This is a genomic window from Lentilactobacillus parabuchneri DSM 5707 = NBRC 107865 (assembly GCF_001435315.1).
In the GTDB taxonomy this organism is placed as follows: domain Bacteria; phylum Bacillota; class Bacilli; order Lactobacillales; family Lactobacillaceae; genus Lentilactobacillus; species Lentilactobacillus parabuchneri.
Window position 1 is genome coordinate 20594 of record NZ_AZGK01000003.1, and the last position, 22892, is coordinate 43485.

A 22892-nucleotide genomic window follows, 5' to 3' on the forward strand; every position below is an offset into this window, starting at 1 on the left:
AAATGTCCAAAAGACAAAACGCCGGTTAGCAAATGTTTTAGCAAGATAATATGAAAAACATCAAAAAAGGCTGAGTCAAAAGTTGACACTTTTGACCCAACCTCCAATTGACGTTGTGATTATAAATGAGTTTGTGCGTTACTCTTCAATATCGTTGAAGAAGCTCAATAATTCTTCCTTTGTCAGGTTATCCTTTTGGTCGCCTGCAATGTCGTAGGTGATCTTTCCGTTATCCAGGACGATTAATCGATTTCCATACTTTAAAGCATCATCCAAATGGTGGGTGATCATCAAGCAGGTGAGGTGGTTTTGTGTGATTTGGTCGTTGGTCGCGGTCATCAGTTCCTGAGAGGTCTGGGGATCTAAGGCAGCGGTATGTTCATCCAACAATAAAATCTCAGGGCGCTTGATTGTTGCCATTAAGAAGCTAAGCGCCTGTCTCTGCCCACCTGATAATTTGCCGGTGGCGGTATTTAACCGGTGTTCCAGACCATTGTTCATAACGGACGTAATCTCCTTGAACTTGTCCATGTGGGCTTTAAGATGCCTTGAACCAAAGCCACGGTGCTGACCGCGCTTTTCGGATAATAAGAGATTTTCGGCAACGGTCATTCGTGGGGCGGTGCCCATTTTGGGATCTTGGAAAACGCGGCTTAAAAAGCGGGTGCGATGTTCCACGGACATATTAGTGATGTCTTTGCCATTAAGTAGAATTTGACCTTCCGAAACGGGAATATTTCCTCCGATGACGTTAAATAACGTCGACTTTCCGGCACCGTTTGATCCCAGAATTGTCACAAAGTCACCGGGATAAATCGCCAAGTTAACGTGATCCATGATGTTAATTTGCTCCGGCGTTCCGTGATTGACGGTGACGACGATATCTTTTAACTCAAAGATTGGCTCAGTCATGTTTGGTCATCCCCTTTGCTAAAGTATGGCGGATCCGGAAACGTTTCTCCAGCACTGGGAACATCATGAAGAGGGCCAGAACAATTGCTGAAATCAGGTTCAAGTCGTTGGCGTTGAAGCCCAACTTGAGAACAAGTAAGATGACAAACCGATACAGGATACTTCCGATCGTGACGGCAATCAGCCGCTGATTCATGGTCAAATCACCAAAGACAACCTCACCAATGATAATTGAGGCTAAGGCAACCACGATGACGCCGATTCCCATGTTAACGTCGGCAAAGCCGTTATTTTGGGCCACCAGAGCACCACCAAGGCCAATCAGACCGTTGGAAACGCCGAGTCCCATAATTTGCATCGCATCAGTACTGATGCCAAGTGAGCGTGCCATGTTGGGGTTATCCCCAGTCGCAATGAAGGCTTGGCCCAAATTGGTTTGCAAGAAGTAGATAATCAGGGCAGTCACAATTGCGACCACAATGATGCCCAGAACGACGCTGTCAAAGTAAGGTGGCAGTGATTCCAGGAAGTGGTTCTTCAACATTGTTGGCTTATCAAATAATGATAGGTTGGCACGGCCCATGATCCGTAGGTTGACGGAGTAAGCAGCGGTCATTACCAAGATTCCTGCTAATAACACAGGAATTTTTCCTTTAGTGTACAGCAGTCCCGTTACCAAGCCAGCCAGCATGCCGGCAATAAAAGCGATTAGGGTTGCAACCAGTGGGGAAGCGCCTGAATAAATTGCGGCCACACAGGCGGCAGCACCCATCGGGAAGGTGCCTTCAACGGTCATATCGGGAAAATCAAGAATTCTGAAGGTGAGAAATAGGCCGATGCCGACGATCCCCCAAGTTAATCCTTGGCCGATTGCTGATACGATAATACTCATTTAATCAATTCTCCTTTTTCTTGGGCTTTCTTCAAAAGTGCTGCAGGAACTTTGATGCCCAACTTGTGCGCTTGTTTTTCATTGATGATCAATTTTCCATAACGGAAGAATTTGATTGGTGTGGTGGCAGGCTTCTTCTTTCCTTTGAGGATCTGGCCACTCATCTTACCAGTTGCAACTCCCAATTTGTATTGGTCAATTCCATACGTTGCAACACCACCTTGTTTAACCATGGTGTCAACGGCCGGAAAGACGGGTACCTTTGCGTTGTTTGCGGCTCCTACCAGCGTTTGCATCGCACCGGCAATGGTGTTATCGGTTGGAACGTAAATCGCGTCAACCGAACGAACGGCTTGTTCAGCAACTTGGGTTAAATCATTGGTATTAGCGATTGAGTAAGCTTTCAAACGAACATTTTCCTGTTTACATATTTTGACGAACATCTTATATTGGGCGACGGCGGAGTCATCGCTTGATGTGTAAATGATTCCTAATGTCTTCATGTGAGGCATGAATTGCTTGATCAAGCCTAGTTGTTCTTTAAGTGGTGCTTGGTCGGAAACACCGGTGATGTTGCCACCGGGCTTGTTGTTATTTTTAACGAGGCCGGCGCCCTTTGGATCGGTGATGGCACCGAGGATGACAGGCTTATGGGTAATCGTATTTGCCAAAGCCTGGGCCGATGGGGTTGCAATTCCGATGGACAGGTCTGCATCCTCATTGGCAAATTTGGTGCTCATTGTTTTCAAATTACTTTGGTCATTTTGGGCATTTTGAAAATCAATTTTGATGTTCTTGCCAGGGGTGTAGCCCTCTTCTTCAAGTCCGTGAATGATTCCTTTGTGGATGGCGTCCAGCGCTGGATGTGACATTAATTGAAGAATCCCAACGGTCGGCTTGGCCTGGGTCTTTTGTTTCTGATTCCCCTGAGCAAATGCGACGCCCAAAATCACGATTAACACAGCGATGACACCTGAAATTAAATATTTTTTCTTCATAATTACCGTCTCCCTCAATCTCAATGATTTTATTTAAAAAATTAATACGAACAAAAACGAGCATTCCAGTCTGCCCAACCGAAATGCTCGTGATAAGTCGGCCTGCCGGAATCATCTGTACAGACCGTTCGTTTTCCGAAAGATTGCCGGTACAGATGCGTTCATGATCGCATGCTTAAGATCAAGTCGCATCTGTATCGATGTGACTTGTTACCGGCTTTGCCAACTGCGATTAACAAGTGAACTCATAGCAATCTTTCCTTTCGTAGTAGAATACATTTAATTTTATATGATTGTTTCTGGTTCGTCAATGTCTGAATCTGAGAATATTATGACAGTGTCATTTTGAGTTAACCGATTGGTAACTTATTCATGATATCCTGTTAGTGAAAGAGGGGGTTCATTCATGAAAAAAATTGTTAAGTTTGTTGGCATCCTGCTTGCGTTCGTGGCATTTGCAATGGTTGCCAGCCCACAGTCGGCGCGGGCTGCTCACAGTAATTATCGCGTGAAAACGCTGAAAACGTATCGGATCCAAACCAATTCCGGTTCAAATGTTGCTTTTCACGCAAAGCCGGGAACAAAAGCGACGCTGTGGGTTAATCCTGACAGTGTCAATGCAAAACAGATTAAGTCGTCTGTCTTTCATAAAAAAGGCATTAAGCTTTCCAGTTACAAGACAACAACCTGGTTTGTTCAAACCAAGGTCCGAATTTATCAACATTCGAAGAGCGCAACTTATTATTATGTTAACAATCGGTATGGCAGTGTTGTGGGCTATGTCAGAACCAATGCATTAAAGCGGGGATTCAGCCCTTACGGTTATCAAATTACCGGCATTAAATGGTACGGCAAGTACGATTCTTTCCATGTTAAATCTGCTTATAAACAGAAAAATGTTTACGTCTGGAATTACACCCATACCAAACGGGTCGCTAATTTAAAGCATTATCCTGGCGCAAACTTTGCCAAGACCGCTGACGTTGTCATGCGCCATAATGGTAAGAATTCAAAATATGTTTATCTGGTTGGTTCACTGAATGGGACTGCCAACAGCGTTCACGGCTATGTTCCGGCAGCTGCAATTACAAGCGGCCTAAATCCTGATCATACCGGTATGAACTATGTTCCAATTGATGATTTTGTTAATAACACTGATTTTAATCAGTACCTTCAAACTGGAAAGAACCAAAAATTGGCCAGAGAAATTCTCAAACTTTTTCCCAATTCCAAACCGGATTTGGAACTGTCCAAGATTGCTGTAAAAAATTACGATCATTTCACTGAAAGCATGAACTCAGAAGGAGACCCAATCAGTACTAAAGGGTATACTGATATCAAGACGTTCCCGACCATTCAGAAATGGCTGTATGCTCATTCAAAGAGCTCCAACGCAACTAAGATTGCTGGAATTAAAAAACTGTTGGATAAGAAAGGTTACACCGCCAGCAAGTGGCAGTCACTCTCCGATGACAATCTGGGCATCCAAATCGTCAATAACATTGCTTTTAATTATCCAGAACATGATTTGTTTGGCCGCAAGAACAGCTATACATTTATATTAGGTAAACCTGATAACAATTAATATTGTTAAAATCGTTAACGTAAAAAGTAGAGGGGAATGGTTACATATGAAAAACATGATTAAGCTCGTTGGTGTGTTGGCAGCCTTTGTTGGGCTCCTGTTTATTGCTAGTCCTCAACCAGCACAAGCCGCACACAACGGTTATCGGATTAAGGTTCTCAATACTTACTCAAATGATTTGCCACAGAATGCCTACCATACGAACTTGAAGTCCAAAGCTTCTATTTGGACAGCAAAACGTTATCCAAGTGACAAGCAAAAAGACTTTCAAAAGCGGCTTTATAGAGTTTCCAAGTTAAAAGGCGTGACGTTGTTTATCCAGAAAAAGGCCAGAGTGTATCATAAGCTCAAGAGCGCTATTTACTACTACGTGGCCGATCGGAATAATGGCTATCAGGGATGGGTTCGCTCCAGCGCATTAATCAAGGGATTCAGCCCTTACGGCTATCAAATTATCAAAGAGAAGTGGGGGAATCAGTCAGCAACATTTCATGCTAAGAACCCCAAACAAAATATTTACATCTGGAATTGGCGACATACCAAGAAACGGGCGAATGTAAAAAATTATCCTGGTGCCAACATGTATCGTTCAGAAACGGTAACCATGCTGCATAATAAGAAACAAAGTACTTACTACTACGTTAATATGCGACCAGACGGGAATTCGACAAAGGGCACTTCTGGATATGTTGCTGCTTCACAGGTCGCAGCCGGTCACAATACCAACTACCCGGAGATTGAGTATACAAGTATCAATCAATTCACTGACAGCGCAGATTACAACAATTACATCCAACGCGGCAAGAAGCAAAAGCTGGCCAGAAAAATTGTTAAGCTGTTTCCCAACAGTTCGATTGATCTAGGGTTGTCTAAGATTGCTGCCTATAACTATGACACCTTTAACAATGACGTCGATGGTGATCCTAATCCCATCAGTAAGAAGGGCTACACTGACATCAAGGCGTTCACAACCATTCAAAAGTGGCTGTATGCTCATGAAAAAGCATCCAACGCCACTAAATTGGCTGGCATTAAACAGCTGCTTGATAAAGAAGGCTATACTGCAAGCAAGCGGGCCTCAATGTCTGGTTATAAACTTGGCATCCAAATTGTCAATAATATCAGTGGCTATCAAGAAGAAAGCGGGGATGCGACTCGTTGGAATGGATATGTGTTTATTTTGGGACGGGTTGATAATTAGAATTTTTTGCTGAAAAAGTGCCAACTTAAATTCGATTTGGGTTGGCACTTTGTTATTGAATGATCAATCTAAACTATTTTGTTGTGTAGACGTTAAATTGTATCAAAAATGCGCCCTCTTAAGGTGACAAGCAAATAAGGAAAGCTTGTTGTGTTAAGAGGGAGTTTTGCATGACTGGAAATAATTAGTCTTTTTGGAAATAATAATCATCCAAAGTAAAAGTCTCAACAGGGGTGACATGAAGCTGATATTTAGCAACGAGTTCTGCAACCCGTCTGCCATCAATCAACGTGACTGACTTGGAGCCTTGTACTGCCTTTTCTTTGGCAGAATCAGTGAAGTGGCTGGTGGTAATGAAGATGCCATATTCGGCGTTGAAACTATCCATGACGCCTTTAAATTTGTCAATATCAGGTTCTGAAACCGGATTGTTAGCAAATTTTTTGGATTGGATCGCAACTCGGGTGGTTCTAAATTCATCTGACTCAAAATAACCAAATCCATCAATACCATGGTCTCTAGACTGGATTTTACCTAATTTATCGTCAATTCGAACACCCATTTTGGAAATCAGTAGGCGAGAAAAGCTTTCAAATTTTCCGGGAGTGAAAGCATTGAGCTGATCGATTAACTCGGATTTCCAACTGTCGTTATCAACTGCATCATCATCGGTATTATCATCAACTGGGTCCGTCACTTCTTTAGCCTTTGCCTTTTTCTTTTCCTTATTGATCGCTATCCGCTTCTTCCAGTAACGATCGATAATTTCTTGTTCCTTCTCCGTTGGAAAATTGATCGGTTCTCTTAATCGTCCTTGTTCGGTGAGGATGATATCTTTCATACGTTGGGGTTGTTCTACATAGCCAGTCGCATACAAATTGTTAATACCAAAGTTAAAGTCGAATAAAAAAGGATTGTATTTTCCGCCATTTTTAGAAGTTACACTATTGAAAACCTCTTCATATGTAAATCCACTATTCTTATCGTTAGCAATTGAATTTCTCAAGGCGTCCCGGGAAGCAGATCCTCCAAGATTCTTAAGTGCCCGTAGGATTGCGCGTTCAGCTGATCGTCGTTTGTATTTAACCATTTATTTTCTCCTAATTTAAAATATTATCCCATAATTTTACCATTTGAAATAATGGATTTAAAGCAATTTCTTACAGTATATTCCTTTTAATGCCTAGAAACTGGTTAAAAGAGTTCATTATTAGAAGTATAATGTATGCGACTGGAAGGTCGGAAAGATTCAATTATCGGGAGGAATACGTATTGAAATTTCGAAATAAACTGATGCTTGTTTTAGTATCAACTTTGGCTTTTTCCTCAGCAATAGCAGACGTTGGTTCGATGATTCAGCCTGTTGAAGCTTCGCGGCTCGTTACGATGCCCAAACGGTTTCGGCATCACTGGCGTTATCGCTATTCAGCCAAGAGAATGTTCTATTTAAGTGTTCACAAGCATTATTGTTATTTTAATGATATGAATGGGCGTGGAAAATGGATTAAGTACAAGTATGTCAATGATGGCCATCATAACTATGGGACGATTTCTGTTAATGGAACCTACGAACCGATTGGGTTGCATTTCAAAAGTAGTCAGCGATTGGTCGTTGGTTATGATATTTCCAACTTGCATTTTTACCACAAATAGACGACACAAAGAATGCTCATCTGGCCAAATTTGACCAAATGAGCATTCTTTGTGTTGCATTATCATATTTCTTACTTAACAATTTCCTTCGCCAACGCATACCCCAGCTTCTGAGCTGTCTGGGCAGTCGGGTGAATTTCGTGATCCTTTAAAGTGACGTCCTTGTTGGTATCAGTGATCACGTTTGGGGCAAATTGCTGGAAGTTGATCACTGTGGCACCCATTGACTTGTAGAGCTTTGCTTCAGCTGCTCTTAGGTCATGGAAGGTGTATCCGTACATATCTGCCATATTATTGCGGTTCATTCCATTCGCATCGTATCTTGAAATTGGCAGGATACCGTAAATTTTGGCAGATGGATTCAACTTTTTGATTAGCTTGATGTTGTATCGTAAGTGGCGCATGACATTTTGCAAACTACCGGAGCCTGAATAGTTGGTGTAGTCATTGGTGCCGATGTGGACAAAAATGATATTCATTTTCTTGATGTCACTTTTGTGAGCCCTGATCGCTGCCGATAAATCTTGGGGCACTAATGTGGTTCCGAGATAGGCATACCGATGACCAACAATTCGACCGCTTGGGCAGGCGAAATTTTCCACTTTCGTGTTGGTCCCTAAGTACTTGGCTGTCCAATCCGGATAGGAACTATTCAAATAGAAGTGATAGCCGTCCCAGCCGGCAGGAATGGAGTCGCCAAACACGCCGATCTTCTTGCCGCTGTATTGATTACCAGCTTGAGCGAGCTTAACGTTATATGACTTAGACGTGATATTCGTTACTTGGGAATTTAAAACCCAGAATTTATACTTTTGGTTGGCACTGGTCAGGCGATAAACAACCTTGGTCTTACCACCATAAATCAACTTGGCAGCCTGGCTTCTGTACCAAGCGGTCTTCATAAACTGTTTAGCAGAAACCGACTTTCCAAGATGAACATCCGTATACAATTTTGCGTTCTTCTTGAGCGCAAAGGCATGGGGATGTGTCTGAGTGATATATTCGACCTGCACACTTGCTTTGTCTGCGGTAGGGTGGCTATAAATCCCAAATGAAACTGACGCCACAACGAAGGCTGCAAAAAACAGCTTGATGTGTTTATTGAAAAAATTAATCATTAAATATTCTCCTCAGAAAAATGATCTTTAGAAAGGAACCGAATTATGATGGGCACTTCCCTCGTATCCATAATAATATATCCACCGTTAACTTTCTAATTATACGACAAAAAAGTTTTGAAGTTTATAAAAAATTGCAATAAGCAAATAAAAAAATCTGATGAGTTAACCTTAGGCTATGGCGAGCAAGGCAAGCGGCCAGCATAATTGATTTTTCCAATAGCATTTTCTCCGCTCACCACTTATCATAGAAGAAGAGGTGATTGTATGAATTTTAAACAAGTTGTATTTGATAAAGAAAAAGATATCAAATTGGACATTTACGACGCCGATAGTGACGTTGCTTTACCGGGCATTGTAATCCTCCCGGGCGGAAGTTACAAGACATTTCAAGAACGGGACGCTGCACGCGTTGCGCTGACTTTTTTGACGAAAAGTTATCAAGCATTTGTGGTGGAGTACCCAGTTAATGAAAAAAAGAATTATCAAGATGCCAAACAAAGTATTGATTTAGCTTTTGATTATATCACGAAGAACGCCAAAGATCTGAATGTTGATCCTGAGAAACTTGGGATCATTGGCTTTTCAGCCGGCGGACAGCTCGCCGCTGCGTACTCTAACCAATCTGGCACTAAGGCCAAATTTGCAATCTTAGGCTACCCAGTTTTGACTCAAGCTTTGGATGAAAAAATTGGGATCCAAAGTGAGGATGTTACCAAACAAGTTACCAAGAATACACCGCCAACCTTCATCTTTGGTGCCCGTGGGGATGAGTTGGCACCATACATTGACCACATTTATCCTTACACTGAAGCATTGTACAAAAATGGCGTTAACTTTGAAGTCCACTTGTTTGCGACCGGCGGACATGGCTTCAGCTTAGCCAACAAATTTGTTGGTGTTGTCAACCGTGACCGCACCGATAACCACTTTGCCAAGTGGTTCCCGCTGTGCCTTGAATGGTTACAGTCATTATAATAAGTTTCTCAGCTTAAGTGGATCTTAAAGCCGCCTCCAATCTGAAAAATCGGATTGGGGGCGGCTTTTTTTGCTGCTAGAGAACGTTAACCATTACCAAGGCTTGATCGAATAATTCAGTAACGCTCTAATTTATGAGCACCTTATAAACCCCATAAAATAGCACTTATCCTTGAAAGCCAACCAGAGTTGTTTAGAACTCTAAGTGGTGTAGATGGATAAGTGCTATTTGTTTATTTTAATAAACCCGTTTGCCGGCCATCCAAGTTTGCACAACCCGGACGTCCTTGATGTCATCGTGTGGCACTAAAAAAATGTCACGGTCCAAGATGACAAAGTCACCGGCACAGCCAGGTGTTAACTGACCATTTGAAGAAAAGCCGCCAATTTTAGCGGGCCAGTTCGTGTACGCCAAAACAGCCTCCGGGACGGTTATTGCCTCGTTGGCGTTCACCACGTCACCGTTTGATGCTTTGCGTGTGACTGCCGCGTAAATATTAACAAATGGACTGTCCGGCTCGGCCCATGGTGTACATGGCGCATCTGAACTCAAAGCAAACGCCGCTTTGGACTTAATCATAGATTTGACCCGGTAGGCTTCCTTGAACTGCTCTGGCGATAAGAAATGACGGTACGACTCATCTTCAGCAAAAAAGAAAATCGGTTGCGTGACCAAGGCGTAATTCATTCTGGCGTGATTGAGTTGGTTGAGCATTGCGTCTGACAAGATTGAAGCGTGTTCGATGCGAATCGACGGCCAATCCGTTAGCCAAGGGGTCATCTGATCGGTGACGTCTAAAATGAGTTGAATCGCAGCATCACCCATGGCGTGAACGGCGACTTGGAGGTGGTTGCTTTGAGCAAATTCAACAGCTTGTTTGAGCTTATCGGCGTCCGTCAGGCAGACACCCTGAATACCACTTGGATAAGGCACACTGTTATAAGCAGTTTCCCCTGAGATGCTGCCATCCATGAAGACTTTGATGCCGGCGATTCGAAGCTGTGGGTCATCTGTCGGCGTTAAACGCCCCTGACCAGCAACTTCATCATAGACATAGTAAATGGAGGCTTTAGGCTTGAATTCGTCTTTTACAGCATCCTGGTACAACTCTAGTGAGTCATATGGTTGGGTTCGACCCATCATTTCTCCGATGGCGACAATGCCGTTTTCTAAATAATGGGCCGAACTATTTGTCATGTTATCAACGTCTGCCCGGTAACTCTGAGCTGATTTGGCCTGGATCAACAGTTGGGTTGCAGCGACTTCTTTCATGTAACCGTTGGGGTGGCCATCCGGGAAGTGACCAATAAAGCCACCAACCGGATCTGGAGTGCTTGCGGTAATCCCTGCGAGTGCCAAAGCTCTTGAGTTGCCAATTGACGAGTGACAATCCGAGCGATAGACAAATATTGGTTGGGTCGTCGAGACGGCATCAAGGTCATCAACCGTTGGTGTTCGGTGCTCGGCTAACTTGGTTTCGTCAAATCCCCAGCCTTCAATCCAAGTTGCAGGGCCTTTGCCGAAAGCGGGGGATTGTTTGAGGGCGGCTTTCATCTCTTCGATACTATTGACGTTTGGCGGCGTGCAGGCGACGCCATGAAGCGCATCGGCAATGTATTTGGGATGCGTGTGGACATCGATTAATCCGGGCAGGACGGTCTTTCCCTCTAAGTTAATGGCGTCAGGATCATTGACTTCACTTGATTCGCCTGTCCAAGTGACCTGACCAGCTTCAATTTTCATCGCGGAAACAAATGAGGTGGGGTCTGTTCCGACAAATATTTTTCCATTTATGAAAGTGGGCATCTGAATTCTCCTCGTTGGATGTATTTACCTCTATTATTCATGAAAAATGGGAGCGATTGCAAGCCCTATCTCTCTGGAAATTCACTTCGAGAAAAGTTATCATTGAAACATTGAGAATTTTCGAGAGGAGCCATCCCATGGAATCTTTGGAGTCACATACGCTGAATGCATTTTCAAAAAACATCGAGTTAACGACTCATCAACAGCAGGTCTTAAAACAAATCGATGCCTTTGCCAGGCTGCACTTAAAAGAAGCTGGCCATGCCGTCTTTGTTTTGATGGGAGATGCCGGCACCGGCAAGAGCTTGATTTTGAACCAACTATTCACGGAACTGGCGCAGGAAGTCGATGATGCCTACTTCTTGGTCAATCATCCGGAACTGCTGAAAGTGTATCGTGAGTTGGCAGGCCAGACACCGCATATGCTGAAGAAGTATTATCAGCGCCCAACCAGCTTCATTAATCAAATGCATAAGCAGGACAAACAGGTGAATTTAACGGTGGTTGACGAAGCTCATTTGCTGCTCAGCAAGCCCGACCACTACAACAATTACTATGGTAACAATCAGCTCCAGGACATTATCAATTTGAGCCGGGTGACAATTGTTGTCTTCGATCCCCATCAGGTGTTGCGGACAAAAAGTTTTTGGAACAAATCACGATTGGAGAAATTGATTGCCGCATATCCACACGAATTGGTGCACTTAAAGCAACAATTTAGAATGCAGGCCGGCCCGAAATTAATGGATTGGCTGGATCATTTTGTTGATGGCGACGTTATTTCTCCGGTTCCAGTCGAGATTGGCGATTATGATTTTCAAATATTTCCGGATGCCCAGAAAATGTTTCAAACGATTATCAAGAAAAACGCCAAATATGGCCTATCGCGGATGACGTCAACCAGCGGATATCCGTCAACATTGGACGGCGGCAAGCATTTGGTCAATGAGGGGAATTTTCAACAACCTTGGGATCAGTACAACTTTACCAGCACGCCGTGGGCTGAACAGCCACAAACAATTGATGAAGTCGGCAGTATTTATACGGTTCAGGGGTTTGATCTAAACTACATTGGCATTATTATTGGGCCGCCGTTTTATCTGACGGCCGACAATCGTTTGGGCGTTGACCCCAGTAAGGTAACCGATGTTGAGATTTTTAAGCATCGTGCTGATATGTCGCCAGAAGATTATGAGCAAAGTAAGGTTGAACTCTTGAGGAATTCTTTAAATGTTTTATTACGCCGAGGGATTAAGGGAATGTATTTGCATGCCCATGACCCGAAACTTGAAAGCTACTTGGAACAAATGATGCCGAAGTGATGGGCGGCAAATCAATTGACAGGGTCATATAGATTAGATATAGTTTGTTCATAAGATGCAACATGAGGAGATTATCAATGAAAAAGCGAACAATTATCATTCTGGCAGTTATCGTGGCCTTAGGTGCGATTGGTGGCGGATGGTATCACCACAATTATTCGACGATTCCATACTATGGTCGGGTAGGGAACTTGGAGCGCACCGAAAAGTCACCGAAAGGTAATCCGGATGTGCATTATTACCTGATTAAAGCTTATAACAAAGACGGTCAAAGTAAGACACTAGAGGTTGGTGCGATGGCCGGCAAGTATTTTACGAAGGGTCACTACATTAAGATCGGCTATTCAAGAGCCAAAAATGTCGTGAACTACGAGGGAATCCCGTATTCAGAGGTTCCTAAAAATATTCAACCTAAATTAGCAGATAACCAATAATCCAAACGAGGCTTAAACGTGAGTAATTGTTCACGTTTAAGCCTCGTTTATATTTGACGTTATGGAATCAGATTGTTCATCATGTGTAAGGCGATGCTGTACCGGATGTCTCGGAAGTGCATGTATGCAAATGAGAGGCAGCAGCCTAACAACGAGTACATGATCCAAGTAAAATCAAAGCTCATTTCATGGGCGAACCCAAAAATGGATCCGCTAATGACAACGGCTAAAATATTGCTCAGACGATTGTCTTTATTGAAGAAATAATTCATGAAGATGCCACGGAAAATCAGTTCCTCAAAGATTGGTGCGAGAATTCCGCCGAAAAAGATATTCCACATGGGCATTCGCATTTCGGCAGCGTTGACGGCTTGTTGATTACTTGGAATTGTCAGTAGATGTTTTGAAATCAGCCACTGCCAGAAGATCTGGATGGCTGTCATCAAGATGAAAATCCACAGTAATTGGGCAATTCGTTTCATTGTTGGCCGCGTTTTACCAAAATTGCGGGGATTATAGGCAGCCAGTTGTTTCCCATACCGCCACCCGATCAACGCCAGAGCACCGGCAATTAAGACCAGAGCCAACCCCAGCACGTGTCGGGCACGCAGGGGATCCTTAATGTACGTACCGGCGATTTCAAAGACCGATTCGGCAATAATGTATACTGCCAGAAACCCCACGAATTTTAAGATTTGGAGTGATTTAGTTGTGAGATACCTGGTTGTGATCATCGCTATTTGAATTCATTAACTTCAATCCGGTTTTTGTCGGGATCTAAAATCGTAATTGAGTTAACGTTTCTCCTTACTTCAGTTTTTTCTGTGGGTTCGCTGACGATGTCCACAAAATAATTAATCAGGTGCGCTTTGATATCTTCCATCTTATCCTTGGCGATTAAGCCAAATGAAATTGGATGCTCAACCTGTTTTTCTTCGTGGAAGTCCAAAAACATTTTGTGCATGTCGGCACCCTTGTCGCCATTTGGCAAATCAACAATTTGCAGGTCAAAGACTTCATGATAAAAGCGCAAGCTGACTTCCAAATTTGAAACGGGAATCGTGATGTACTCAATTTCTCTGATATTCATCTTATAATCATCCTTTAAAAGTAGTGTTTCTATTATATACCAAACCGAATTCTTCGCGCGATTAGTTTGACTACTATAGGAAACAAGCGTAACGTAACAATTTGTATGTAGTATTTCGAATTAATTAAGGAGTGAACTTTTTTGCCATTATTATCCGTATCAAATCTTTCAATGAGTTTCGCCGAGAAAGATCTGTATAAAGATGCTGAATTCACGCTCGAAAAAGGCGAGCACATGGGCGTGGTTGGTCAAAATGGGGTTGGAAAATCAACTCTGATTAAGATTATTACCGGAAGTGAACTGCCCCTTTCTGGAGACGTGAAGTGGCAGAAAAATATTAAAATCGGTTATTTGGACCAGTATGCCGATGTGCAAGGCGATCTGACAATGATCGACTTTTTGCGGACGGCTTTCGCTGATTTATACAAAACGAGTGACCAATTAAATGAACTGTATAATCAATATGCCAAAACAGCAGATGACAAGTTATTAGAGCGGGCTGGACAGTATCAAGATATTTTGGACTCCAGTAACTTCTATAATATTGATACCAGAATCGAACAAACTATCACCGGCCTTGGGCTTGATAATATCGGGCGTGATCATTTGGTTGGGAAGATGTCTGGTGGTCAGCGTTCAAAGATTATTTTGGCCAAGATGTTGTTGGCTGACCCTGACGTTATTCTGTTAGATGAGCCGACGAACTATTTGGATACTGCCCAAATTGACTGGCTGGTTGATTATCTAAACGGCTTCACTGGGGCAGCATTGGTCGTTTCCCATGATTACGATTTCTTGGAAAAGATCACCAACTGTATTATTAATATTGCGTTTGGAAAAATTACTAAATATCGTGGCAGCTTCAAGCAAGCGATGCGCCAACGAGAAGAACGAGAAGACTTCCAACAGCGTGAATACGATAAACAACAAGTGGAAATTGAAAAGGCCGAGCGGTTTATCCGTAAGAACAAGGCCGGCTCCAAATCAACGATGGCTAAATCGCGGGAGAAAAAGCTGGCGCATATGGATAAGATTGATCCGCCTTCAACAAACATTAAGGCAACTTTCAACTTTCCGTATGAAGAAACCGGCTCGCATGAAGCGCTGACGGTCGATCATTTATCGGTCGGTTATAACAAGCCGTTGTTAAAGCCGGTGACCTTTACGATTTCGATGGGTGAAAAATTTGGCTTTGCCGGGTTTAACGGGGTTGGAAAGTCAACCTTGATTAAATCAATCCTTGGACAATTACCTGCTAAGGGTGGAACGGCTAAATTTTCACCATCGTCTCACATCAGTTACTTCAGTCAGGAGCTTCAATGGGACAACAATCGGATGACACCAATGCAGATCATTTCCGATAAATTTCCCAAGTTAAATCAGCGGACCATTCGGACCAAGCTTGCCAAGTGTGGGTTGGATGCTGCAAATGCGATCAAGCCAATCGGTCAACTTTCTGGTGGCGAACAAACCAAAGTTAAGTTGGCGATGATGGAATTCGTTCCCAGCAACTTCTTGATCATGGATGAGCCCACCAACCATTTGGACGAAGAAACCAAGGAAGCTTTGAAACGGGCGCTTGACCGTTTCCCAGGTAACTTAATCATCGTCAGCCATGAGTCGAGTTTTTATGATGGCTTGGTTGACAGAGTGTTGAACGTTGAACAATTGAGCTTGAAAGAAAAGCCGGTTATTCGAGAAGAACCATAAAAAGATAAAATAATAATACCACACAAATTTGTACTTGTGTGGTATTTTTTGCTCCAAAAATTTTCCTTGATTTACAGGGTCAACCTGTTGTAAGATAGGTGCGAATTAAAAGTTCAAAGTACGTCACGTTCTCCCGTGAACGAGCGAGTGCTTTGAACTTCTTTCAAGTTGTCATTGTAAGCGGTAACAGTCATTATTTGAAGGGAAGATGTCATCATTATGAAGCATTATTTGAGGAAAATAGTCCTGTTAGCTGCAGGCATCATGAGCGTGGGGGCGCTTGCTGCCTGTTCGAATCAGAGCAAGTCTAAAGATAATGGCAAGTTAGTGCGAACGGCCAGCTTGTCGGCCAACTATTCCATTATCACCTTGGATATTTCCAAGGCACAGGGATTTGACAATGCGGGGAATTTATATGACAGTTTGTTGTACATGAACAAGAATCACAAGCCGATTCCCGCACTGGCAAGTAAGTACGCTGTCTCAAAAGATGGTCGGACATATACGTTTACCATCAGAAAGAACGCCAAGTTTAGTAATGGGGATCCGATTACCGCGCAAAGCTTCGTTTACTCGTGGAGAAGAACCCTTAATCCCAAGACCAAGTCAACCCATGCTTATTTGTTTGACGGGGTTAAAAATGCCGAGAAGGTGAACTTTGGTAAGCTTCCATTAACTGCACTTGGCGTCGATGCGCCCAACAAGCGAACGTTTGTGGTTCACTTGGACCGGCCAATTGCATACTTCACCAAGCTGATGACCTACCAGGCATTTTCACCGCAGGATCAGAAAGTTGTCAATAAATATGGTGCCAGTTACGGTCAAGCTGCCAGCAAAACCGTCTTTTCAGGACCGTACGTCATCAAGAACTGGAGTCCACAGTCAAATACCTGGACATTTTCGAAGAATCAAAATTATTGGGATAAAAAGCACGTTAAGATGAACACGATTCATATGAATTATGTGAATGATCCGCAGACCAGCTTGTCATTGTACCAGGCAAAGAAGCTGGATTTTACGATTTTAATTGGGGACCAGGTCAGCCATTATCAGAATAGCAAAGACCTGTACCACGGCCCGTATTCCTACATGAACTATTTGGTTTACAATCAAAAAATTAAAAATCCAACATTGAGAAAAGCTTTTAACAACGTCAATATTCGCAAGGCAATTTCACTGACGATTGACCGCAGTCAAATTTCAAATAACTTATTGAAAGGTGAATCGCTTAAACCAACTGGATTCGTAACCAAGTATCTGGCCTATGATCCTGCCAACAACAAAGATTTTGCTTCCCAGCAGTACGGTGGCGAAGGGGTTGCCTATAATCCCAAGTTGGCGAAGGACTACTGGCGAAAAGGGCTCAAACAAATTGGTCAAAAGAAGCTGTCCTTTGATTTGATGGTCGCCAATGCTGATAACGTTAAGAAGGTCAGTGAATATATTAAATCAACGGCTGAAAAGCAACTGCCTGGATTAAAGATTAATCTACAAACCGTTCCGCAAGAAGTTCAATACGCGCGTGGTGTTTCTGGAGATTTTGAGGCCTATATCACCGGCCGTGGTGCCGACATTGCCGACCCAACAGCTTTCTTACAACCGATGATGAGCAAGAATTCAATGAACCATGGTTCTTGGAGCAATGCAGAATTTGATAAGCTGATTAGTCAGTCAATTTATACAAACAACGCCGATCCGACTGTTCGCTGGAATAAGATGCTGAAGGCTGAAAAGATTATCATGCAACAACAGGGGGCAACACCATTATTCCAGAACTATAATCTGTACTTGAAACGACCATATCTTCACGGGATTACTCATAACACAACCGGATCACAGTGGAATTATAAGTATATGTATATTAAAAAGTAACGATAAAGAAGTGAGGACTTATTCACTATTTAGATACGTCAAACGGACTGGCTTATTTGAAGATTCAACGGTTGAACAGGCCTTTCCGGAGTATTTGGAAAAAAGTACCGAGTTTTCGGATTCGCTGATCTATTTCTACCACCCGCAAAAGCCGATTGTAATTTGCGGCGTCCATCAAAACGTCTTTTCTGAAGTTGATATGGCTTACCTTAACGAACACAACATCGATTTGGTTCGGCGAGGATCAGGTGGTGGGGCGGTGTACGTTGATCCTGGCAATTTAACTTATGTCTTTATTGATACAGAACGGTCAGTTCAACACCCTGATTTCAAAAAATACGCCCAACCAATCCTACAAACCATGCAGGTTCTCGGGGTTCACGCAAAAGCCAATGGCCGCAATGATTTAACTGTCGATAACAAGAAGTTTTCAGGAATGTCGGCTTCTAAAATTGGCAATCGGGTTTCCTATGGTGGGACTTTGATGATTGATGTGGATTTACAATCCGCAAGCCGAGTGTTGAAACCGACGAAAGCAAAGTTAAAAGCCAAGGGTGTCCAGTCTGTTCACAGCAGAGTCACGAATATCCGCCAATTCTTTAGTCCGGAATACAGCAGCATTTCCATCGAACAAGTTCAGCGTCTCATACTCGAGCATGTCTTTCACACGGGTAACATCGGGCAAATTCCAACGTATCAGTTAACTGAAGCCGATTGGCAGCAGGTCGTTGAACTGGCTCATAGCAAATACGGCACCAAACAATGGGTGTACGCCGGAAATGACCGCCACGACTATTATCGGGATGCGTACTTTCAAGGATTTGGAACGGTGGGAATTGGATTTTCCGTCAAGGACAATCGGGTGACAGGCGCCAAAATTTACGGGGACTTTTTGCAGACGTCAGGCGACTTGGAGACAATTGAGTCGGCAATTAATGGTACCCGTTTGACGTTTGAAGATTTAACCAAAGCGTTTGGTGGGGCAAATTTATCGGTAAATTTGGGGAACATTAAGCCTAGTGCCCTGGCAAAGCTGATGGTCGACCCTGCTCGTGATGAAAGTCTGTAATGCAGACTAAGGAGGGTCGTATGAAAATTACCAGTATGGATATTTTTCAGCTTCAATGGTTTGGTTTAATGCCGGCTTGGCACCCCGTGGTTATCAGAGTCAACACAGATTCTGGGATCTCTGGGTTTGGTGAGGCCGGGCTTGCATATGGCAGTGGTCAACTTGGAGCAGTTGGCAGTCTAAAGGATTTGTCACAGAAAATCATTGGCTGGGATCCGATGCGGACTGAAGCCATTTGGGATCACCTATACCAGGATACGTTCTGGGGAAAAGGCGGCGGAGTAGTTTTCTATTCTGCGGTCAGTGCAATTGACACGGCACTTTGGGACATCAAAGGCAAGTACTTCAAGGTACCGGTCTATCAGCTATTGGGTGGTCAAACTCGTTCTCGTATCCGTGCATATGCCAGCCAACTGCAATTTGGTTGGGAAGACCATGTCAAATTTTTGACAACACCTGATGAGTATGCAAATGCTGCCACCAAAGCTGTTTCTGAAGGATATACCGCAGTTAAGGTCGATCCGTTTATGATTCAAGAAGATGGCCAACTCGGCATTCACGACAAGCAACTATTAAGTCAGTCGGAGATGGGGTTGTTCTTTGACCGAGTTGCAGCAATTCGTAAAGCAGTTGGCGACACTACCGACATTATTTTGGAATGTCACGCCCGACTGAATGTCAATTCTGCAATTCAGTTTGCGGATAAAGTCAAGGCTTTGAACATCTATTACATGGAGGAACCGAATTCTCCCAAAAATCCCGAGTTAACGAAACGGATTGGGGCAAAGACGTCAATCCCACTGGCCAGCGGGGAACGGTTGACGACTCGGTATGGATTTCGACCGTTCTTAAAGAACCGTTCATTAAGCGTCGTGCAACCGGACTTAGGTATTTGCGGTGGCATCACGGAAGGTAAGAAGATTAGCGATATGGCAGCAACTGAAGATGTCAGTGTGCAGTTTCATGTTTGTGGGAGTCCAATTGCTACGGCAGCGGCGCTTCAACTCGAGGCGGTGATTCCCAACGCATTAATCCATGAACACCACGAAATTTCGTTGAAGACGCCCAATATTGATTCGGGTGAGTATCGTCACGAACCTAAGAACGGCTGGTTTGAAATTCCAAATCGGCCCGGAATTGGTCAGGAGTTGAGTGAAAGCGCAATCGAACAGGCCAAGATTGAGACGATTCAATAGTGTATTTAGGAAATATCGAGGACAGAGATCAACAACTGTTATTTACGCTCATTCGAAGCATCATTCGGTCGAACTAGGCAGATCAAGTGACACACAAAGAACCGCCACATCAGAAGGCAATCCTGATATGGCGGTTCTTTATATTGATGTAGCTGAATTAAGCAGCTGCATGGCGTTCTTTTAAATCGGCTTCAATCTGAGGTTGCATTTTATCAAACTTGTAGAAGTACATCAAAATCAAGCCAATCCCAAATCCAATAAATGGTACCCAGACAAAGTTCATTTCAATTGCATTAAGCGCTTGTGCAGTTTGGGCGTGGTTAGCGACGTAGCCGTTCATGCTCAGCAGGAATCCGGTAACGACACCGCCCATTCCCATGCCTAAGTTAGAAGCGATTCCGGAAAATGAAGTGACCAATCCTTCGGCACGGACTCCGTTCTTCCATTCACCATAATCGACGGTGTCAGCAAGCATAACGGGCAGTAGTCCGGCGAAAAAGCCATTTCCAAAGTAACCCAGAATCGTTGCACCAGCCAAGATTGGCACGTTCATCATTTTGGCACCGATACCTAGGATCAATTGGCTGACAACACAGAGGCCCAAGCCAATGACCATGGTGCCCTTCTTGCCGAAGTGACGGGTAAGAAACGGCGTGAAGACAATCACGACAAGCGATAAAGCTTGCAGGCCCAACATGAACGATGCCAAATCGGCGTTATGCATGTTGTATTTGAAGAAATAAACCGTTACTTGAAGCTTGGTTTGCATCCCGATCCAGAAGAAGAAATACATTAAGGAAATGATCATCCAAGGCCAGTTACCTTTAAGGGCCCTTGCGGATTCCTTAAGAGACAGCTTTTCCTGGTGACGGGGATGGACACGTTCACGCGTGTTTTTGAAGGTTAATAATAGCAAGAATGCGGTTACAATTGCGACCAGAATGGCTGTCACGAGAAAGCCCTTCTTATCGTTGCCTTGACCAAGTAAGGAAACAGCTGGTAAGACCATAATTGAAATCAGCGTTGCACCAGCGGTGGCCAACACCTGACGAACGGTACTGAAACGAACCCGTTCCTGAGGGCTAGCAGTTAAACTTGGCAGCATCGATGTAATCGGGATGTTAATGCCCAAATACAGGATATCAATGGCAATGTAGGTCACGTATGCCCAGACTAATTTACCGATCGGCCCGAGTGGAACGGCTGTAAACGCCAGGATGAAGAAGATGGCGTAGGGAATCGAGAACCATAAGAAGAATGGTCGGCTCTTGCCCCAACGGGTATGCGTTCGGTCAATCATAATTCCCCAAGTGGGGCCGGAAATTGCATCCACGATTCTGGCGATGAAGAACAGGGTTCCGATCGCGCCGGCTGCGAGGCCAAACACATCGGTGTAGTAGTACATAAGGTAGGTTCCAACCATTCCATTGGCGATGTTGCAGGCAAAGTCAGATGCGCCGTAGCTCAAGCGTTCTTTATTAGTAATATTCTCAGCATTTGTAAGTGTTGCGGAACCCGCAGGCAATGTTTGTGTCATTTTCATTTTTAATCCTCTTTTCGATTTGTTGGTGCTTATTTAACGGCTGCTAAATTACTTGTTAAAATCTCGGTTGTCTCACCATTTGGCGTCGTTTCGGTGATTGTAAATTCTTGTGTTTTCAAGTTGGCGGTCAAGGTTGCTGAAGTTTGGCCATCAGCTGATTGACGGGTAACTTGTATTTCATTTTCACTTGGTTGCTTGACATCGATCGCGCCATCCAAATCAAATGCGGAACTATTGTTACGGAAACGGAGGAGATCGAAGAGGGCGGCAACAACGGGACGTTGCGTTTCACGGTCAATTTCAGCCATTGAGTAATAGTGACGGTTAATGTTTCGGCCTTCCTTGGTTTTTTCCAAGAGATCCAAGTCATTTTTACCTGCCAGCAAGCCGACATAGTAAACCTGTGGAATTCCTGGTGCGAATACCTGGATGGCCCGGGCTAATAGGTAGGCGTGATCGTTGTTGCCTAAAGCAGAGTAGTAAGTGGTGTTGATTTGGTAAACGTCCAGATTATGGTAAGCGGTGCTTGAATAAACTTTTTTGACGTTGGCGCCGACCTTATACATTTCAGCCTTGGTGTAATCCAACTCGTCATCGGATAAAATATCCTTCGCATCAACCACGCCGATTCCGTCATGGGTATCAAGTGTGGTGAATTGCTTCATTGGGCTGTTTTTCAGCCAACCAACCAGGCGATCGGCTTTTCCCGAATACAGACTGTAGAGTGTGACGATTGGTAACGCAAAGTCATAGCTGAAGTAGTTGTGATCGGTAATCTTTCGAACAATGTGGTAGTTTTCGTGGATTTCTGGTAACAGTGTCGTCTCACGAGGGGCGGTGATGCCGTCAATTTCCTTTAACAAGTCCCAAATCTCGGGTTCAACGAAGAAATCATTGGTGCCTAATTTTTTGACTGCATAAGCGAAGGCGTCCAAGCGAATAATTGAAGCGCCGTGATCAATCAAGAAGTTGAGCGTGTCTTTGATAAACTTCTTGGTAACCTGCTTGGTGACGTCTAAATCAATTTGATCCTCGCCGAAGGTATTCCAAACTTCTTCTGTTTGACCGTCTGCGAATTTGACGCTTTGAACCGGGGCCTTTGGCTTACGTTTATAAATCAGGTCAATGTCTTCTTGAGTAGGGTGACCCTTTGGCCAAAATTCATCCCAGTGAATAAACAAGTCCCGATAGGCTGAATCATTATGCTTTTCCTGGAAGTCCTTGAAGTATTTTGACTGTTTGGAAATATGATTGACCATGAAGTCAAACATCAGGTAGTAAGATTCTGACAACTTCTTGACGTCATCCCAGCTACCAAATTTTTCATCAACTTTAGTGTAATCCATTGGCGCAAAGCCACGGTCACCTGAAGATGGGAAGAAGGGGAGTAAATGAACACCGCCGACAACACCTTTTAAATGGGTTTCCAAAACGGTTTGAAGATCTTTGAGATTACTTCCCAAGCTGTCCGGGTAAGTAATGAGCATTGCTTTGTTGTTTAATTTCATAGGA

The 22892-nt window shown here is 43.7% G+C and carries 20 protein-coding genes; 10 read left to right on the forward strand and 10 right to left on the reverse strand.

Annotated features, from left to right (window positions below; all coding sequences use genetic code 11):
• Positions 1 to 138 precede the first annotated feature (138 nt).
• From FC51_RS04005 to trpX, 3 genes are read right to left on the reverse strand one after another with little or no spacing between them, the layout of a single operon-like run.
• On the reverse strand, positions 139 to 912 hold the full coding sequence (locus tag FC51_RS04005) for an ABC transporter ATP-binding protein (protein WP_057910886.1): 774 nt from the start codon (positions 910 to 912) through the stop codon (positions 139 to 141).
• Complete coding sequence (locus FC51_RS04010) at positions 905 to 1804, reverse strand: ABC transporter permease (RefSeq protein ID WP_057910887.1); 900 nt, start codon at positions 1802 to 1804, stop codon at positions 905 to 907. Before FC51_RS04010 ends, FC51_RS04005 begins: the two co-directional genes overlap by 8 nt.
• Complete coding sequence (trpX, locus tag FC51_RS04015; protein WP_057910888.1) at positions 1801 to 2802, reverse strand: tryptophan ABC transporter substrate-binding protein; 1002 nt, start codon at positions 2800 to 2802, stop codon at positions 1801 to 1803. The genes FC51_RS04010 and trpX overlap by 4 nt, the downstream gene beginning before the upstream one ends.
• Positions 2803 to 3208: 406 nt before the next feature.
• Between trpX and FC51_RS04020 the strand changes: the two genes are divergently transcribed.
• Positions 3209 to 4387 (forward strand): hypothetical protein, encoded by a 1179-nt coding sequence (locus FC51_RS04020; RefSeq protein ID WP_057910889.1) that lies wholly within the window; start codon positions 3209 to 3211, stop codon positions 4385 to 4387.
• Positions 4388 to 4433: 46 nt separating this feature from the next.
• Positions 4434 to 5588 (forward strand): hypothetical protein, encoded by a 1155-nt coding sequence (locus tag FC51_RS04025; protein ID WP_057910890.1) that lies wholly within the window; start codon positions 4434 to 4436, stop codon positions 5586 to 5588.
• Between the two features lie 184 nt (positions 5589 to 5772).
• On the opposite strand, the gene FC51_RS04030 is transcribed toward FC51_RS04025, so the two are convergent.
• Positions 5773 to 6678 (reverse strand): restriction endonuclease, encoded by a 906-nt coding sequence (locus tag FC51_RS04030; RefSeq protein WP_057910891.1) that lies wholly within the window; start codon positions 6676 to 6678, stop codon positions 5773 to 5775.
• 182 nt (positions 6679 to 6860) lie between these two features.
• Between FC51_RS04030 and FC51_RS04035 the strand changes: the two genes are divergently transcribed.
• The gene (locus FC51_RS04035; RefSeq protein ID WP_057910892.1) at positions 6861 to 7241 is read left to right on the forward strand and encodes a hypothetical protein; all 381 of its coding nucleotides are present in this window, start codon (positions 6861 to 6863) and stop codon (positions 7239 to 7241) included.
• 71 nt (positions 7242 to 7312) lie between these two features.
• Here the strand turns inward: FC51_RS04035 and FC51_RS04040 are convergent, their stop codons facing one another.
• Positions 7313 to 8359, reverse strand: a complete 1047-nt coding sequence (locus FC51_RS04040; RefSeq protein ID WP_057910893.1) for an SGNH/GDSL hydrolase family protein — start codon at positions 8357 to 8359, stop codon at positions 7313 to 7315.
• A 267-nt stretch (positions 8360 to 8626) separates the two neighbouring features.
• Here FC51_RS04040 and FC51_RS04045 point away from each other — a divergent pair, with 267 nt between their 5' ends.
• The gene (locus tag FC51_RS04045) at positions 8627 to 9337 is read left to right on the forward strand and encodes an alpha/beta hydrolase (protein WP_057910894.1); all 711 of its coding nucleotides are present in this window, start codon (positions 8627 to 8629) and stop codon (positions 9335 to 9337) included.
• Positions 9338 to 9575: 238 nt separating this feature from the next.
• On the opposite strand, the gene FC51_RS04050 is transcribed toward FC51_RS04045, so the two are convergent.
• Positions 9576 to 11144, reverse strand: coding sequence for an amidohydrolase (locus tag FC51_RS04050; protein ID WP_057910895.1), 1569 nt, complete (start codon positions 11142 to 11144; stop codon positions 9576 to 9578).
• Positions 11145 to 11281: 137 nt separating this feature from the next.
• Between FC51_RS04050 and FC51_RS04055 the strand changes: the two genes are divergently transcribed.
• Positions 11282 to 12466 (forward strand): DUF2075 domain-containing protein, encoded by a 1185-nt coding sequence (locus FC51_RS04055; protein WP_057911207.1) that lies wholly within the window; start codon positions 11282 to 11284, stop codon positions 12464 to 12466.
• A 77-nt stretch (positions 12467 to 12543) separates the two neighbouring features.
• Positions 12544 to 12900, forward strand: coding sequence for a YxeA family protein (locus FC51_RS04060; protein ID WP_057910897.1), 357 nt, complete (start codon positions 12544 to 12546; stop codon positions 12898 to 12900).
• 59 nt (positions 12901 to 12959) lie between these two features.
• On the opposite strand, the gene FC51_RS04065 is transcribed toward FC51_RS04060, so the two are convergent.
• Both FC51_RS04065 and FC51_RS04070 read right to left on the reverse strand, forming a co-directional pair.
• The gene (locus tag FC51_RS04065) at positions 12960 to 13634 is read right to left on the reverse strand and encodes a CPBP family intramembrane glutamic endopeptidase (protein WP_057910898.1); all 675 of its coding nucleotides are present in this window, start codon (positions 13632 to 13634) and stop codon (positions 12960 to 12962) included.
• A gap of 2 nt (positions 13635 to 13636) precedes the next feature.
• Complete coding sequence (locus FC51_RS04070) at positions 13637 to 13990, reverse strand: VOC family protein (RefSeq protein ID WP_057910899.1); 354 nt, start codon at positions 13988 to 13990, stop codon at positions 13637 to 13639.
• Positions 13991 to 14161: 171 nt separating this feature from the next.
• On the opposite strand from FC51_RS04070, the gene FC51_RS04075 reads away from it, so the two are divergent.
• From FC51_RS04075 to FC51_RS04090, 4 genes are all read left to right on the forward strand, one after another.
• Complete coding sequence (locus FC51_RS04075) at positions 14162 to 15700, forward strand: ABC-F family ATP-binding cassette domain-containing protein (protein WP_057911101.1); 1539 nt, start codon at positions 14162 to 14164, stop codon at positions 15698 to 15700.
• Between the two features lie 231 nt (positions 15701 to 15931).
• Positions 15932 to 17572 carry a peptide ABC transporter substrate-binding protein gene (locus tag FC51_RS04080; protein WP_225355061.1) on the forward strand — a complete coding sequence of 547 codons (1641 nt, stop codon included), beginning with the start codon at positions 15932 to 15934 and terminating at the stop codon, positions 17570 to 17572.
• Between the two features lie 10 nt (positions 17573 to 17582).
• Positions 17583 to 18641 carry a lipoate--protein ligase gene (locus tag FC51_RS04085; RefSeq protein WP_057910900.1) on the forward strand — a complete coding sequence of 353 codons (1059 nt, stop codon included), beginning with the start codon at positions 17583 to 17585 and terminating at the stop codon, positions 18639 to 18641.
• A gap of 20 nt (positions 18642 to 18661) precedes the next feature.
• A complete protein-coding gene (locus FC51_RS04090) occupies positions 18662 to 19837 on the forward strand; it encodes a mandelate racemase/muconate lactonizing enzyme family protein (RefSeq protein WP_057910901.1) in 1176 nt (391 codons plus the stop codon).
• A gap of 157 nt (positions 19838 to 19994) precedes the next feature.
• On the opposite strand, the gene FC51_RS04095 is transcribed toward FC51_RS04090, so the two are convergent.
• Positions 19995 to 21380, reverse strand: a complete 1386-nt coding sequence (locus FC51_RS04095; protein WP_057910902.1) for a glycoside-pentoside-hexuronide (GPH):cation symporter — start codon at positions 21378 to 21380, stop codon at positions 19995 to 19997.
• Positions 21381 to 21409: 29 nt separating this feature from the next.
• Positions 21410 to 22888, reverse strand: a complete 1479-nt coding sequence (gtfA, locus tag FC51_RS04100) for a sucrose phosphorylase (RefSeq protein WP_057910903.1) — start codon at positions 22886 to 22888, stop codon at positions 21410 to 21412.
• Positions 22889 to 22892 lie beyond the last annotated feature (4 nt).

Coding starts and splice junctions, on each gene's coding strand:
- FC51_RS04005 (WP_057910886.1), bottom strand. CDS start 912: ATGACTGAGCCAATCTTTGAGTTAAAAGATATCGTCGTCACCGTCAAT.
- FC51_RS04010 (WP_057910887.1), bottom strand. CDS start 1,804: ATGAGTATTATCGTATCAGCAATCGGCCAAGGATTAACTTGGGGGATC.
- trpX (WP_057910888.1), bottom strand. CDS start 2,802: ATGAAGAAAAAATATTTAATTTCAGGTGTCATCGCTGTGTTAATCGTG.
- FC51_RS04020 (WP_057910889.1), top strand. CDS start 3,209: ATGAAAAAAATTGTTAAGTTTGTTGGCATCCTGCTTGCGTTCGTGGCA.
- FC51_RS04025 (WP_057910890.1), top strand. CDS start 4,434: ATGAAAAACATGATTAAGCTCGTTGGTGTGTTGGCAGCCTTTGTTGGG.
- FC51_RS04030 (WP_057910891.1), bottom strand. CDS start 6,678: ATGGTTAAATACAAACGACGATCAGCTGAACGCGCAATCCTACGGGCA.
- FC51_RS04040 (WP_057910893.1), bottom strand. CDS start 8,359: ATGATTAATTTTTTCAATAAACACATCAAGCTGTTTTTTGCAGCCTTC.
- FC51_RS04045 (WP_057910894.1), top strand. CDS start 8,627: ATGAATTTTAAACAAGTTGTATTTGATAAAGAAAAAGATATCAAATTG.
- FC51_RS04050 (WP_057910895.1), bottom strand. CDS start 11,144: ATGCCCACTTTCATAAATGGAAAAATATTTGTCGGAACAGACCCCACC.
- FC51_RS04055 (WP_057911207.1), top strand. CDS start 11,282: ATGGAATCTTTGGAGTCACATACGCTGAATGCATTTTCAAAAAACATC.
- FC51_RS04060 (WP_057910897.1), top strand. CDS start 12,544: ATGAAAAAGCGAACAATTATCATTCTGGCAGTTATCGTGGCCTTAGGT.
- FC51_RS04065 (WP_057910898.1), bottom strand. CDS start 13,634: ATGATCACAACCAGGTATCTCACAACTAAATCACTCCAAATCTTAAAA.
- FC51_RS04070 (WP_057910899.1), bottom strand. CDS start 13,990: ATGAATATCAGAGAAATTGAGTACATCACGATTCCCGTTTCAAATTTG.
- FC51_RS04075 (WP_057911101.1), top strand. CDS start 14,162: ATGAGTTTCGCCGAGAAAGATCTGTATAAAGATGCTGAATTCACGCTC.
- FC51_RS04090 (WP_057910901.1), top strand. CDS start 18,662: ATGAAAATTACCAGTATGGATATTTTTCAGCTTCAATGGTTTGGTTTA.
- FC51_RS04095 (WP_057910902.1), bottom strand. CDS start 21,380: ATGAAAATGACACAAACATTGCCTGCGGGTTCCGCAACACTTACAAAT.
- gtfA (WP_057910903.1), bottom strand. CDS start 22,888: ATGAAATTAAACAACAAAGCAATGCTCATTACTTACCCGGACAGCTTG.